General features: G+C 38.8%; 14 protein-coding genes and 1 pseudogene. 2 read left to right on the forward strand and 13 right to left on the reverse strand.

What is annotated here, in order from left to right:
- Positions 1 to 5: 5 nt before the first annotated feature.
- Positions 6 to 226, reverse strand: a pseudogene (locus M3234_RS11980) (diadenylate cyclase); the annotation flags it as partial.
- Between the two features lie 205 nt (positions 227 to 431).
- On the opposite strand from M3234_RS11980, the gene M3234_RS11985 reads away from it, so the two are divergent.
- Complete coding sequence (locus tag M3234_RS11985) at positions 432 to 926, forward strand: hypothetical protein (protein WP_262304936.1); 495 nt, start codon at positions 432 to 434, stop codon at positions 924 to 926.
- Between the two features lie 121 nt (positions 927 to 1,047).
- On the opposite strand, the gene M3234_RS11990 is transcribed toward M3234_RS11985, so the two are convergent.
- From M3234_RS11990 to M3234_RS12030, 9 genes are all read right to left on the reverse strand, one after another.
- On the reverse strand, positions 1,048 to 2,385 hold the full coding sequence (locus tag M3234_RS11990) for a glucose-6-phosphate isomerase (protein WP_262304937.1): 1,338 nt from the start codon (positions 2,383 to 2,385) through the stop codon (positions 1,048 to 1,050).
- Positions 2,386 to 2,467: 82 nt separating this feature from the next.
- The gene (gene fsa / locus M3234_RS11995; protein ID WP_262304938.1) at positions 2,468 to 3,127 is read right to left on the reverse strand and encodes a fructose-6-phosphate aldolase; all 660 of its coding nucleotides are present in this window, start codon (positions 3,125 to 3,127) and stop codon (positions 2,468 to 2,470) included.
- 37 nt (positions 3,128 to 3,164) lie between these two features.
- On the reverse strand, positions 3,165 to 4,058 hold the full coding sequence (gene gnd / locus M3234_RS12000) for a phosphogluconate dehydrogenase (NAD(+)-dependent, decarboxylating) (protein ID WP_262304939.1): 894 nt from the start codon (positions 4,056 to 4,058) through the stop codon (positions 3,165 to 3,167).
- 35 nt (positions 4,059 to 4,093) lie between these two features.
- On the reverse strand, positions 4,094 to 6,088 hold the full coding sequence (gene tkt, locus M3234_RS12005) for a transketolase (protein WP_262304940.1): 1,995 nt from the start codon (positions 6,086 to 6,088) through the stop codon (positions 4,094 to 4,096).
- Positions 6,089 to 6,110: 22 nt separating this feature from the next.
- Positions 6,111 to 7,613, reverse strand: coding sequence for a glucose-6-phosphate dehydrogenase (zwf, locus tag M3234_RS12010; RefSeq protein ID WP_262304941.1), 1,503 nt, complete (start codon positions 7,611 to 7,613; stop codon positions 6,111 to 6,113).
- Positions 7,614 to 7,639: 26 nt separating this feature from the next.
- A complete protein-coding gene (rpiA, locus tag M3234_RS12015; protein ID WP_262304942.1) occupies positions 7,640 to 8,311 on the reverse strand; it encodes a ribose-5-phosphate isomerase RpiA in 672 nt (223 codons plus the stop codon).
- A gap of 41 nt (positions 8,312 to 8,352) precedes the next feature.
- Entirely contained in the window at positions 8,353 to 8,487 is a 135-nt protein-coding gene (locus M3234_RS12020) for a BA3454 family stress response protein (RefSeq protein WP_262304943.1), read from the reverse strand.
- Between the two features lie 422 nt (positions 8,488 to 8,909).
- Positions 8,910 to 9,380 (reverse strand): hypothetical protein, encoded by a 471-nt coding sequence (locus M3234_RS12025; protein WP_262304944.1) that lies wholly within the window; start codon positions 9,378 to 9,380, stop codon positions 8,910 to 8,912.
- Complete coding sequence (locus tag M3234_RS12030) at positions 9,358 to 10,893, reverse strand: serine hydrolase (RefSeq protein WP_262304945.1); 1,536 nt, start codon at positions 10,891 to 10,893, stop codon at positions 9,358 to 9,360. The genes M3234_RS12025 and M3234_RS12030 overlap by 23 nt, the downstream gene beginning before the upstream one ends.
- A 220-nt stretch (positions 10,894 to 11,113) precedes the next feature.
- Between M3234_RS12030 and hpaB the strand changes: the two genes are divergently transcribed.
- Positions 11,114 to 12,574 carry a 4-hydroxyphenylacetate 3-monooxygenase, oxygenase component gene (gene hpaB / locus M3234_RS12035; RefSeq protein ID WP_262304946.1) on the forward strand — a complete coding sequence of 487 codons (1,461 nt, stop codon included), beginning with the start codon at positions 11,114 to 11,116 and terminating at the stop codon, positions 12,572 to 12,574.
- Positions 12,575 to 12,592: 18 nt separating this feature from the next.
- Here hpaB and M3234_RS12040 read toward each other — a convergent pair whose 3' ends face one another.
- The 3 genes from M3234_RS12040 to M3234_RS12050 are packed head-to-tail and all read right to left on the reverse strand — an operon-like array spanning position 12,593 to position 14,403.
- A complete protein-coding gene (locus M3234_RS12040; protein WP_262304947.1) occupies positions 12,593 to 13,048 on the reverse strand; it encodes a S8 family serine peptidase in 456 nt (151 codons plus the stop codon).
- Positions 12,970 to 13,584 (reverse strand): S8/S53 family peptidase, encoded by a 615-nt coding sequence (locus M3234_RS12045; RefSeq protein WP_262304948.1) that lies wholly within the window; start codon positions 13,582 to 13,584, stop codon positions 12,970 to 12,972. The genes M3234_RS12040 and M3234_RS12045 overlap by 79 nt, the downstream gene beginning before the upstream one ends.
- Positions 13,585 to 13,617: 33 nt before the next feature.
- Positions 13,618 to 14,403 (reverse strand): ABC transporter ATP-binding protein, encoded by a 786-nt coding sequence (locus tag M3234_RS12050; RefSeq protein WP_262304949.1) that lies wholly within the window; start codon positions 14,401 to 14,403, stop codon positions 13,618 to 13,620.
- Positions 14,404 to 14,566 lie beyond the last annotated feature (163 nt).

Here is a 14,566-nt window from a genome sequence, read left to right on the forward strand (position 1 = left end):
GAGCTTTAGAACAAAATCGGGTTTCTTGTGTTTATCGGATATAGCTTTCCATCTAACGCAAATGAAATTTTTCCTGTTTTTCCTCGTATTAATACTGCCCCATCATGTAATGGATTCCCAGGGTAAAAAATGGATTCCAATAATTTAGGTGTCACAAGTGCTCCTATTGTTGTCCCTTTTGTATGATTGATTCAATCGGATCACCACGTTCAACTACAATCAGCGCCAGACTAGTTCCTCTAATTTTTTTTACTATTACAAATTAGATTTAGTATTAGTTTTGGTGTTTACAAATTATAGATGGACATTCCCAATAATTTTCAGGCAACTTTAATTGATTTATCCGCCTATTATCACTATAATGTAATTAGGTTACTAAAAGTATACATGTTACTTTTTATAAATAAATTAATAGAAACGAGGTAGTGAAAATGAAAATGTTAGAATCAAAAGTAATTCAAACTAGGTATGAAAAAGAAATTTTTATAGATGAAAAACCAAACATTGAAATTAACGGGTTTCGTTCTCTTAATAAGAACACACCTTTTTATGAATTTATGATTGGCCTTGATTTAATGCGGATTAGGGATAATGAGTATTATGGATATAAGAAAAGTTTTATTCGCATCAGAATATCAGAGGATTTACAATCTCTTTTCGTACTAGAACCCGATTTACAAAGTATCTTTGCAGGCAAAAATACGCAGGAAAAAGAAGCAGCCATGGAATTGATTCATTACCTATTAGTTGATTCTCAAACTTTTAATCAAGTAGTATCAGATATGATAAGCAGCCTAAGAAAAGTAAATGTCGTAAACAGTTTAGAAATAAAGGAATTAAAAATTAAATTGGATGTGCTAGAAAGATTATTAAATGTTAGCGAGGATGATATTAAATTCACAATTCCACTGGAAAATATAGCATAGGTTTTTCGCAAAGGAGAAAAGTGCTCATCATAACTGGCTTTTCTCCTTTTTTAGTATTTGTAATATTTCATACTTCAAGGAAAAGCAACCTTATCTGAGACAAGGTTGCTTTCAATTACAATTATTTAGTAATGCGTTTTCGTAATTCTTTCCTTTCTTCTTCGTATCCAGGTTTTCCTAGTAGTGCAAACATGTTCTTCTTATATGCCTCTACTCCTGGTTGGTCAAAAGGATTTACTCCCATTAGCAAGCCGCTAATTCCACATGCCTTTTCAAAGAAATAAGCCATTTCACCGAAGGTATATTCATTTAATTGATCCAGCTCTACAGATAAGTTAGGAACTCCTCCATCCATATGGGCTAAAACTGTACCTTGAGCGGCATTCTTATTAACATAGTCCATTGTCTTTCCTGCTAAATAATTTAATCCATCAAGATCCTTATCCTCTATCCCTAGGGTAATATCTACTTTAGGTTCTCTTACAGATAACACGGTTTCAATCAGTTCACGGCGACCTTCTTGCACATATTGTCCCATGGAGTGAAGGTCCGTTGTAAAGTCAACAGAAGCAGGATAGAGACCTTTTTGATCTTTCCCTTCACTCTCACCAAATAACTGTTTCCACCATTCAGATACAAAATGAAGGGCAGGTTCAAAGTTCACCAAAAGTTCAATTGATTTTCCTTTTCGATAAAGAGCATTTCTGACTGCCGCGTACTGGTAACTTTGGTTCACTGCCAAGTTTGGGTCATTGTACTTATCCGCCGCCGCAGCAGCACCTGCCATCATTTTATCAATATCTAGGCCAGCCGTTGCAATTGGCAATAAACCTACTGCTGTTAATACGGAATATCTTCCCCCTACATCATCTGGAATCACAAAGGTTTCATATCCTTCTTCATCGGCAAGAGTTTTTAAGGCTCCTTTAGCTGGGTCTGTTGTAGCATAAATGCGTTTCCTAGCTTCTTCTTTACCATACTTTTTCTCCATATATTCACGGAAAATACGGAACGCAATCGCAGGCTCGGTTGTTGTACCTGATTTTGAGATTACATTGACGGAGATTTCCTTGTCCTTCAGCACGTCAAATAAGTGAGAAATATAAGTGGCACTGATATTTTGCCCAGCAAAATAAATCTCTGTTTTGTCATCCATTTGATTATGAAACGAATGAGATAGAGCTTCAATAGCAGCTCTCGCTCCAAGATAAGAGCCTCCGATTCCAATCACGATTAAAGCATCGGAATTACTGCGAATTCTTTCTGCTGCTGCTTTGATACGCGCAAATTCTTCTTTATCGTAGTTATGCGGTAAATCCACCCATCCAAGATAATCAGAACCTGGTCCTTTTTTCTCGTGTAGCATATTATGTGCAGTTTTTACAAATTCACTTAAATAATCAACTTCATGCTGTTGCATGAAAGATAAGGTATCTGAATAATCAAAAGTAATTGACATACGATTCTTCTCCTCACCGGTTTTATTTGGTTATGTAAGGACGATAACTCTCCTTGCCTAACGCCCTTAGATTTCAATTTTTTTATACAGTCTTCCAGTCAGCAGCAAATTTCTCAAGTCCTTGATCGGTTAACGGGTGTTTTGCCAATTGTTCAATAACCTTGAATGGAATGGTTGCTATATGCGCTCCAGCCATCGCAACACGAGTAACATGGTCTGGATGCCTTACAGATGCTGCAATGATTTGTGTATCCAGATTTTGAATCCGGAACATCTCAGCAATTTTTGCGACAAGCTGCACTCCATCTTCATTAATGTCATCTAAACGGCCTAAGAATGGGGATACATAGGTAGCTCCTGCACGTGCTGCCAGTAATGCCTGGTTTACACTAAAAATCAGTGTAACATTTGTTTTAACCCCTTTTTTGGTTAAATAGCGGCAGGCTTCTAATCCATCCAATGTCATCGGCAGTTTAATGGTAATGTTCTTATCTCCGCCATTTATTTTTATAAGTTCATTTGCCTCCGCAATCATTTGATCAGCGGTTAAGGCATTAGGTGTTACTTCGGCAGAAACAGACTCAACCTCTGGGACCGCAGTTAGAATTTCTGCAATGCGGTCTTCAAATTTAACTCCTTCTTTTGCCACTAATGAAGGGTTGGTTGTAACACCCGATAAGACTCCAATTTTATATGCTTTTTTAATCTCATCTAAGTTTGCAGTATCAATAAAAAATTTCATTTTCGCTTTCCTCCATTTTGTTATAAATTCGGTTATGTTAATTCTTTACAACAGCGTGGCCGCCAAATTCATTTCTTAATGCAGCCACAACTTTACCTGTAAAGGTATCGTTTTCTAAAGAACGGTAACGCATTAATAAAGACATTGCAATCACTGGAGTGGCAGTTTGTAAATCTAAAGCTGTTTCCACAGTCCATTTTCCTTCCCCTGATGAGTGCATAATTCCTTTGATTTCATCTAATTTTGCATCCTTTGAAAATGCATTTTCTGTTAATTCCATTAACCATGAACGAATAACAGAACCATTATTCCAAACTCTTGCTACCTTTTCGTAATCATAATCGAATTCACTCTTCTCAAGCACTTCAAAGCCTTCACCTATAGCAGCCATCATGGCATACTCTATGCCGTTGTGAACCATTTTTAAGAAGTGTCCGCTGCCTGCTTTGCCTGCATATAAGAAACCATTTTCTACTGCTGTATCTTTAAAAATTGGTTGGACTATTTCCCAAGCATCAGAATCGCCGCCAATCATATAACACGCACCATGACGGGCACCCTCCATGCCGCCCGAGGTACCTGCATCCATAAATCTGACGCCAATTTCTTTTAATTCATTGTAACGGCGAATGGATTCCTTATAATGAGAATTCCCCGCTTCAATAACAATATCACCTTTGTCCAAAAATGGGATTATTTCCCCTATGACTGGGTCAACAACTGCATGCGGAACCATAATCCAGATGATTCTAGGTTTTTCTAAGGATTCTACAAGTTCTTGATAACTTGATACACCAACAGCCCCGTATTTCTTCATTTCTTCCACAGCATTCGGGTTAACATCAAAAGCTATGACTTCGTGGTTGTGATCCAATAAATTTTGTCCTAGATTTAAACCCATTTTCCCTAAACCAATTAATCCAACCTTCATAGTGATTTCCTCCTCTACTTTAATGTTTCTCTTTTTTAAGAATTCAAAAGACTTTTCGTCAGTTGAATGACATTTTCGGTCGTAAATCCGAACTGTTCCATAACTGAAGCACCATCTCCAGAAGCACCAAATGATTCGATGGATAAAACTTTTCCTTCAAATCCAACAAAACGCTCCCATCCCATTGAGATTCCCATTTCAATCGCCACTCGTTTTGTAATTGAAGAAGGAAGTACCGATTGTTTATATTCAGCAGATTGCTGATTAAACAACTCCCAGCTTGGCATTGCAACGATACGAACCGATCGATTTTCTTTTTCGAGTTCGGCTTTTGCTCTAACAGCTAATGAAACTTCAGAGCCGGTAGCAATCAAAATAACTTCTGGTGTGGAATTAGTTTCAGCCAATACATAAGCTCCCTTAGAAACATTCTCCAAATTCGCTTTTGTTTCGTTATACACAGGCAGATTTTGGCGGCTTAAAATCAATGCTACCGGGCCATCCGTTTGCTGAAGCGCATAGGCCCACGCACTAGCAGTTTCATTTGCATCCGTTGGTCTAATAACCGTTAACCCTGGTATGGAACGAAGGGCTGCCAAATGTTCAACCGGTTCATGTGTAGGTCCATCCTCACCAACCGCAATGGAATCATGCGTAAATACATAAATGACAGGCAGCTTTGATAATGCTGCCAAACGGATTGACGGACGAAGATAATCATTAAAGACAAAGAATGTACTAACAAAAGGTTTTACACCGCCATGATAGGCCATTCCATTGGCGGCAGCTCCCATGGCATGTTCACGGACTCCAAAGTAAACATTACGTGCACCGTATGATTCAACTGCGTAAATTTGTTCCCCTTTAATGTCCGTCATTGTAGAACCGGAAAGGTCTGCACTTCCCCCAAAAATCGCTGGAACAGATTTTACAAAATGATTTATGGCTTCTCCACTGGCAACGCGCGTCGAAACAGCTTTTCCTGTATCAAAGGTTACTATATCTTTTGCATCGATTAGGACTTTTCCATCTATAGCACTTGTCAATTGATTGGCTAATTCAGGAAATTTTCGATTATAGGATTCGAATAAGGTAATCCAGCTTTGTTCAGCATCGATCCCCTTACGCTTTAATTGTTCAAAATGGGCGTTTACTTCCTCTGGAACATAGAAATCTTCCTCATAAAGCCAGTTATAGGTTTGTTTTGTCACTTTCCCTTCTTCTACTCCCAGTGGTGCACCATGTGCTTTATTTGTTCCAGCTACCTTCGGGCTTCCATATCCAATTATCGTTCTGACTTCTATCAAGCTTGGCTGATTTGTATTTTTCTTGGCTGCTTCAATTGCTTTAGAAATCGCTTCGATGTCATTTCCGTCTTCTACTCTTAAATAGTGCCAGTGTGCCGATTCCGCTCTTTTCTCAATGTTTTCGGAAAAGGAAACGTTCAATTCACCATCAAGGGATATATCGTTTGAATCATATAATACAATCAGTTTTCCTAGTTTCATGTGGCCAGCCATCGACATCGCTTCATAGGAAATACCCTCCATTAAGTCACCATCCCCAACTAACGCATAGGTGTAGTGATCAATAATCGGATGTCCTTCTTTATTAAACTTTGCTGCTAAATGCGCTTCTGCCATCGCCATCCCAACAGCGTTCGCAATCCCTTGGCCTAAGGGACCTGTCGTTGCTTCCACACCTGGTGTATGACCGAATTCAGGATGTCCCGGCGTTCTGCTATTCAATTTTCGAAAGTTTTTCAAATCATCGATTGTAACCTTGTAGCCAGTTAAATGCAGCATGCTGTACAGCAAGCTTGACCCATGGCCCGCAGATAAAACAAACCGGTCACGGTTAAACCATTTCGGGTTTTCAGGGTTGTGTTGAAGGTGTTTTGCCCATAATGCATATGTCATTGGTGCTGCCCCCATCGGGAGACCCGGATGACCAGAATTGGCTGCATTAATAGCATCAATCGATAACGTTCTAATTGTCGTAACGGCTAGATTTTCAATTGTTTGTGACAAAAGTTTTTCCTCCTCAAACTTCTTAGTAGTGTAGGATCTTATCCTTGCGTTCTTGAATTGGTTCATCGAGCCACCATTTAAAGCCATTTTCCAATAGTAAGCAATCAGCAGCTATAGGACCATATGAGCCTGAACGATATTCATATAAAGGTAGTTGATTCGCTTCAAATGCATTGAGAATTGGCTGAACCCATTCCCATGACAACTCAACTTCCTTCCAATGGGCGAAGAAGGTAGAATCTCCGTTAAACGCATCATAAATAAGTCTTTCATATGCTTCAGGTACTCCCATTTCTGTTTGTCCATTAGCAAGATTAATCCAAACAGGTTCTACTTTTCCATTGTTCAATGGGTTTTTACTGTTTAATTGAAAAGATATATTTTCATTTGGATTGATTTCAATCACCAATAAGTTAGGATTTATTTGAGTATTTTTATATTCATGGTTCTGATTATTTTTAAATTCGATGACGATCCGCGTTGATTTTTCCTTCATTCTCTTTCCAGTACGGATGTAAAAAGGAACCCCTGTCCATGACGGATGATCGATCCACAAACGAGCAGCAACAAAGGTATCAGTGGTGGAAGAAGGATCTACCCTAGGCTCTTCTAGATATCCAGGAACTACTTGTCCATTTACCTCTCCTAAAATGTATTGGCCGCGAACAATATCATTTTGAACATCTTCCTCTTTTATGGGCCTTAGTGACTCCATGACCTTTCGCTTCTCCTTTCTAATTTCCGCCGCACTTATATTTTCAGGTGTTTCCATTGCGGTCATCATCAGTATTTGCAGAATATGGTTTTGAACCATATCACGGATGGCTCCGGCATGGTCGTAATAACCAGCTCTTTTTTCTACCCCAACCGTTTCACTTGCTGTAATTTGGACATTAGCTATATGGTCCTTATTCCAAATGAACTGTAGAATCGGGTTGGCATAAGACAAGGCTTCAAGATTTTGCACCATTGGTTTACCTAAATAATGGTCGATGCGATAGATTTCCTCTTCATCAAAGGCACGGCTTAGTTTTTCATTCAGTTCTCTTGCTGATTGGAGATCATGACCAAATGGCTTTTCAATAATTAGTCTTTTCCAGCCGGTTGTCTGTCCCAGTCCACTATTTTTTATATTCAAGGCAATCGTGTCAAAAAACTCTGGTGCAACCGAAAGATAAAACATCCGATTTTCTTCTAAATTTAACTCCTCTTCACGCTGCCTAACTAACTGAAGTAAAGTTTGAAAATCTTCTTTCCGATTTACATCCAACATACTGTAGCGAAAGTAATCTAAAAATTCTCCCATACTTGCTGCATCATGTTCTAGGCGGCGTGAAAAATTTAAAATAGAGTCTTTCACTTTGTCTTGGAAATCTAGATGAGAAAGTTCCCCTCTACCAAGTCCGATAATAGAAATGGACTGTGGCAATTTTTGATCAACATACAAATTGTATAGAGCAGGGAATATTTTTCTCTTCGCTAAATCCCCTGTTGCACCAAATAAGACAAATGTCATTGATTCCATTTTTATTTCCCCCATGTTCGTATTTTCTAGCCCCGGACTTTTGCGATGATGTTTTGATGACAATCGATTGTGATGACTCTGTCTGCAAAACCGACAAATAATCCATTATCCACAACGCCCGGTATCAAATTTAGCTCCCTCTCTAATGTTTTTGGATCCTTTATTTTTGTAAAAATACCATCAATAATATAGTTACCGTTATCTGTGAGAAAAGGGATCCCATCCTTTTGCCGCAGCTTCGGACTTCCCCCAAGCTCCAGAATGTGCTTCATGGTCATTTCATATCCAAATCGCACCACTTCTATCGGCAGTGGAAAAGTTCCTAATGTCTCCACTATTTTGTTCGAGTCGGCGACGATAATAAAGGTCTCAGCTGCTTTTGCGATGATTTTCTCTCTTAAAAGGGCCCCTCCTCCCCCTTTAATGAGATTTAACTCGGAATCTACTTCATCTGCTCCATCAATGGCCACATCAATTTTTTCAATCTCATTGATCGAAATTAGTGGAATTCCAAGTTCAGTCGCTAATTTTTTCGTATGTTCAGAAGTAGGAACTCCTTTAATGGAAAATCCTTGTTGAACAAATTCCCCAAGTTTTGAAATGGTATAGAAAACAGTCGTGCCAGTTCCTAATCCAACTACCATCCCTTCTCTCACAAAATCAACAGCTTTTTCTCCAACTTCTTTCTTTTCATTCAAGGCCTTTTACCCCTTTCCATTAAGGTCTGGAGATTGCCTTATTAATTTAACCATTGTTTCTTAATTTGCTCTTGTGCGATATTTAAAATCTGTTTTTCGGGTGTGTCTTTATTAACAATTACATTGGTAAGATAATTTTTTCCTTTGTAACTAAGCTTTACAGTTACTTCGATCATAATTGTCACTCCTATCTATTTTATTTAATTTACGTTTAAGTTATTTTATTTTAACTAGTAACTTTTAATAACCAAGGTTACTTTATGTATTCATAATACCTTTTGTCAAAATTACCGTCAAGAAATGTATCTTGAATATGAGATATTTAATTTTTAAATACAACTCCAACTATAAAATAAAAATAGGGAGATAAATCAAACTATGATTTATCTCCCCATTTCTATCATTTTTTGAATCCGTTGAGAAGAAGAGTCATTGTTACATTAAAGAGATCACATCCTTTGTCAGAGGGATTGAATAGAGAATTTCCGTGCCTGACAGCATTCGTCAATCCCTCCTACAAACAACGAATCAACGTATATTTCATAAGTTATTATTTCGCACAAAAAAGCCAGCACAGCACATTTGTGCCGTGCCGTGCCTATTTATCAAATAAGTTAATTTTGAAATCATCGGAAACTGTTTTGATTATTTTTTCTACATCTTCGGTTGTAACCGTCTCCTTTTCGGCTTTTTCCTTTATGTTTAACAGGGTTTTCTCTTTTTTGTTAAGAACTTCAACCGCCACTTTCTTGGCCTTTTTTGCCAAGAATGGCGCCTCTTCATTTTTAAATTCGTCAATTTCATCTGTTAGTGTATTAATTACTTTAATAATTTGTTCTTGATCTTTAGATGATAGATTTTCTTTTTCCTTTAAAGGTTTCAAAGTATCCTTAGCATCCATGAAGGTACTTGCCAGTTCATCTGCTTTGGAAGCAAATTCGTCCGACTTTGATGAAGAAGTGTCAATTTCAACGGAGCAGCCTGTAAGAAACATCACCAACAACAATGATAGAATGCCAAATTTCCTCATGACTATATCCCTACCCTTACATTTGAATAATTTTTTCATTTTTACGTCCTCCTCTTCTTTCCTCGTATTTACCAAAAATACTTAAATACCCATTGTAAACAAGCCCTAAAAATAAGGTTACTCCAAGGCTTATTAAGCCAATAGCCCAATCATACGGATAACCATAGAAACCTATTTGAGTTGGTCTTACAAATAAAAGTAAATAGCTAATTACTACTAAAAATAAGAAGCAGATCAAACTTATGAAAATCCGCAGCCAGCGATATTTACTGACTTGGTCCTTTCTTTTCAGTCTTTTATTAATGGCCCATAAGAATACAACAAGACCAAGGATGCTTGCTATGAACAGAAATAACATGATAAACCCAGTCAATTTAAAAAGAGGTAGAGGAGAATCAGCCGCTTTTGCCTCCTCGCCAATCAGAATTTGCAGCATTCCTTTTGCAATGTCTTGCTTAGGTTCTGAATTGGATTCCCCAATAAGTAAAACGACGCCGATTTTGTCCTCGGGAATCAACATCATCACAGCGGACGAACCAATTCCATCGCCGCCTTTATATAGAACTTTTCGATTGGAAATCTTTCCAGCTTCCATTCCTCCGCCTGTATACTTCCACTCGTTGTTTTCCGTTGGAAGAATACCTATATAGGACGTCTTTAAAGTTTTTTGACTTAAGATCGAAGTGGAGCTATGACCTAAAATCCCAGACACATATTTAGCCAAATCTACACTATTTGTATAGATACCGCCTTCGGGATCCTGGCTTTTTCCAAATTCCCGATAGTTTAATAGTTTCGTATTTCTAAAACCAAAGAACCAACTATATTCCTTAGCAATGTCATTGGCCGTAAGAGATTTAAGGTCTTGACCGAAGCCTGTGTACTCCATACCTAATGGCTCGAAAATATTCCTCTTCACATATTCGTAATAGCTAACCCCTGTTACTTTTTCAATAATTAACCCTAGTGTGTTAAAGCAGGAATTGCAGTATTGAGCTTTTTCCCCTGGATTTGTTTTCATGTCAACTGTTCTTAATGCCCTTATTGAAGCTTCTAACGAATTTTTATTTTTTTCTTCATCTATAAAAATAGCTCCGTCCGCATCAAATCGACTGACGCCGGCTGCATGTGTTAATAAATGCTGAATCGTGACTTGCTTTGATTTTTCCTCGTCTTTATAGGTAAACCATGGTAAATATTTTTGAACAGGATCATTTACATTCATTTTCCCTTGTTCCTGAAGTTGTAGAATCGCCGTGGCAGTAAATGATTTGGTTACCGATGCAATGGCATAAATTGTTTCATCGGTTGCTTTTTTTCCTAGTTTTAGATCACGGTATCCTACCCCACTGGAATCAATCACTTTGTTATTCGAGACAATAGCATAGGAACCGCCAACTATTCCCGCATTATTAAATTGTTCATTTACAAAGGCTTTTATTTTAATTAAGTTTTTTTTCGATAAATCAACTGTTGACGCCGACGCATTAACGGGCAATAAGCTGATAGAAAAACTGAGAAACAAAAGAAAGAAAATAAGCTTTTTTTTCATAATGACCTCCTTTTCTTGATACCTTAACTATAAAAATTTAAAGTCATATCAAGAAGTGAAGGATGGCTAAATCTGGGGAGGAAAAAGTCATATATGGTAATGAAAAAGGACGGAATCATTATTTCCTCATATGCCCAAAATTTGTCCGTGTACAAACAAATTACCAACCTTTCCAATAAAATAGGAGTAACATTGAAATGTTCAATTTGGAGTGGTTCTATTGGGTGCTATTAATGGAAAGGAATTCGTAGGGCGGATTGATCAGTTAAACAAAGAAATTTGGTTGGATGGGAAACGGATAGAAGGCAAATTATCCATGCATCCTGCATTCAAAGGGCTTATTAGAACAAAAGCATCCCTGTACGATTTACAGGATGCTCCAGAGTATAAAGACAAATTAACCTATACTTCTGAAGAAACAGGGGCGCCAATCGGGGTTTCTTTTCTACAGCCAAAAACAAAGGAAGACCTAAAGAAACGAAGAGGTGCAAGTGAGATATGGGCGAAGCACACAAATGGAATGATGGGCAGAAGTCCGGATTATATGAATACAGTCTTAATGGCATTCGCCTCATCTGCATTCATCTTGGAGGGTAAAGAAAATTGCTTTCCGGAGAACATTCAATCGCTTTATAACCGGGCAAAAGACAACGATTTATGTTTTACCCATACCTTCGTCTCCCCACAGGTTAATCGATCCTTAATCAATCTTCAGATCTCAAAAGAACCCATATCAGCAAGAGTAGTCGACAAGACAGAACATGGCCTGATCATTAAAGGTGCCCGTCTGTTGGCAACCCAAGGCGGTGTAACCGATGAGGTACTTGTTTATTCCGCAGGCGGAATAATCGATGAGGCGGAAGCTTTTGCCTTTTCCATCCCTTCCGATACAAAGGGTTTAAAATTTATTTGCCGGGAGTCCTTTGTGGGGGGGGATTCTTCCTATGATCATCCATTGAGTTCACGGTTTGAGGAGATGGATACAATACTGGTGTTTGATCGTGTATTGGTGCCATGGGAGCGGGTGTTTTTTTACGATAACCCTGAAGCGGCAAATGAGTTTATGCTGCAAAGCACTTTTCATCATCATGCAACACACCAAGTGATTACAAGGCAAATTGTCAAAACGGAATTCTTACTGGGTCTTACAGATCTGCTTGCCAAAACGATTAATGTATACGGTTATCAACAAATTCAGGAAAAAATATCGGAAATTATCATCGGCCTTGAATCCATGAGGGCACTTTTAGCGAAGGCAGAAAATGATGCGGAATTGGATGAATGGGGAACTATGGTGCCTAGTATTATTCCACTCAAGGTTGCCAGCAACCTATTTCCAAAAATATATCCGAGATTTGTAGAAATCATACAACTAATCGGTGCTAGCGGCATGATCACACTACCAACAGAAAACGACTTTTCCTCTCCTATCAAACCGGATTTAGATGTATATCTTCAAGGAACAAATCTAAACGCCGAAGAGCGTGTCCAGCTTTTTCGATTGGCCTGGGATATGACAATGAGCCCGTTCGGTACCAGGCAAACTCAATACGAGCGTTACTTTTTTGGAGACCCTGTCAGAATGGCCAGTCATTTATACCAAAGCTATCCAAAAGATGAATTTTGCGATCGTATTTCCGAATTTTTAAATCTATCCAATGAAAAAAGCGATCAAAACTGATCGCTTTTTTACCTTGTATTAATAGTTTAAGGCATTGACAGCATTGATTAGTCCAAACCCAGATTTCTCATCATTACCCGGTTTAAACACATCGTCCGCTGACGATTGGATGATATGTTTTACCTGGGCAGGTTTCAATTTATCCTTGCCGTATTTCGCAATGATCACACCAGCTAATGCGGCAGTTTTGGGAGCTGCCATTGACGTGCCGGCATAATATGCATAACCGCCAGGTACAGAACTTAAGCAAAGGTAAGTATTGTCTCTGCCTGTTTTTGTCACTGGATCATAATTCGGGCCATAATCCCCGCCTGGCGCCATAACGTCAATTTTTCCTACTCCGTAGTTTGAATAGAAGGTTAAATTTTTCAACTGTCCGCCGGCGGAAACCCTAATCATCCTTTGGCTGCTTGGGCTGCGATGTGTAGCACCTTTATCGTCTCCAGATAACTTACCTGGGCTGCTAATGTCCACGCCATTATTACCTGCTGAACCAACGACTGTACCCCTTTTTGAATCGCATATTGAATGGCACGATTAAATAAATTGACATCCGCAACAATGTCCTTTGTGGCGTAGTCAGGATCCTGGAACCAGTCATAGCCGCCTAATGACATATTAACTACATCAACATTGTCATCTGCCGCAGTCATAAGTGCCTCGGCAATGTGTGCGGTTTCAGCCCCCCCAGCATCAAGATCCACTGTTTCCTGAAAAACTGGCTTTTCCGGGTAGATTTTGTTTTGAACACCGGCCTCCTGAACTAGGTTTGACTTTTTAACCTTTTCTAAAAAGCTTGCATCTGTCGAACTTACTTCGACTGCACCTAGCTTATCAAGCTTAGCTGTAACTTTTCCACCGGCATCCTTCAGTAATTTATCATATCCAGCAGGTAGTTTCGCTTGATCTTTAAAAATAACTATGTAGTCCTTGCTCACAGGTGCGGCAATTTTAATAGATAATAGGACCTGGTTTTCAGAAAAACTTTTATAAAAACATGAGAATAACATTAGGAAAAGGCACAGTATCCACCGTGCCTTTTGTTACTGCATTTGTAATTTTGACAGTAGAGGTCTCCCATTCTCCCAAATAACACTTACAGGAAGTCCGAAGAACTGTGAAAGCTGTTCACTTGATAGCATCTCTTTTGTCGCCCCGGCAGCAAAAACCTGTCCATCCTTTAGTAACAAGGTTTTATTGAATACAGGCAAGATCTCTTCCACATGATGTGTCACATAAATAATGGTTGGCGCAACCGTTTTCTTTCCAATCGTTTCGATTGATTCCAACAGTTTTTCGCGTGCAATAAAATCTAAGCCATTTGTCGGTTCATCCAAAATAAGCAGGTAGGGGTCAGCCATTAAGGCCCGCGCAATTAACACCCGCTGTTTTTCCCCTTGCGATAAAGTTTCATAGTTTCGGTTCGCATACTCAAGACACCCCAAGTCTTCCAGGAGACCTATAGCCTTTTCTCTCATTTGATCTGTTGGGGTTTCATAAAGACCGATAGAGGCAAACGCCCCACTAAGCACCACTTCAAAGGCATTATCACCCCGATAAAATTTTTCCTGGAGGGAAGACGACACAAAGCCGATTTGCTTGCGCAGCTTTTCCCCAAGATAGTGTTTGCCGAACTCCATTCCTAGCACGTTAATTCTCCCCCTTGTCGGGAAAAAGTAGGCATTTAATAGATTTAAAATGGCCGTTTTCCCGGAACCATTCAATCCAAACAAGACCCAGTGCTCCCCTTTGTCTATTTGCCAATTCACATCATTTAAAATCCACTTTCCGTCTCTAACCAAGGATACTTCCTCTAGTTGTAGGATCATCCGTATTCTCTCCTCCACGGTAAACATTTTAAATATAATGGTATCAAAATTTTCAAAAAAATAAAAACATTTAAGCCTAATCTACCATCAACTGTATTTTTTGAACATTCTATGAATTTATCCCTTCGAAGGGGCAATCCCCATTTTTCGCCACATTTTTCTA

This window comes from Neobacillus niacini, from assembly GCF_023715785.1.
Taxonomy (GTDB): Bacteria; Bacillota; Bacilli; order Bacillales; family Cytobacillaceae; genus Neobacillus; species Neobacillus niacini_E.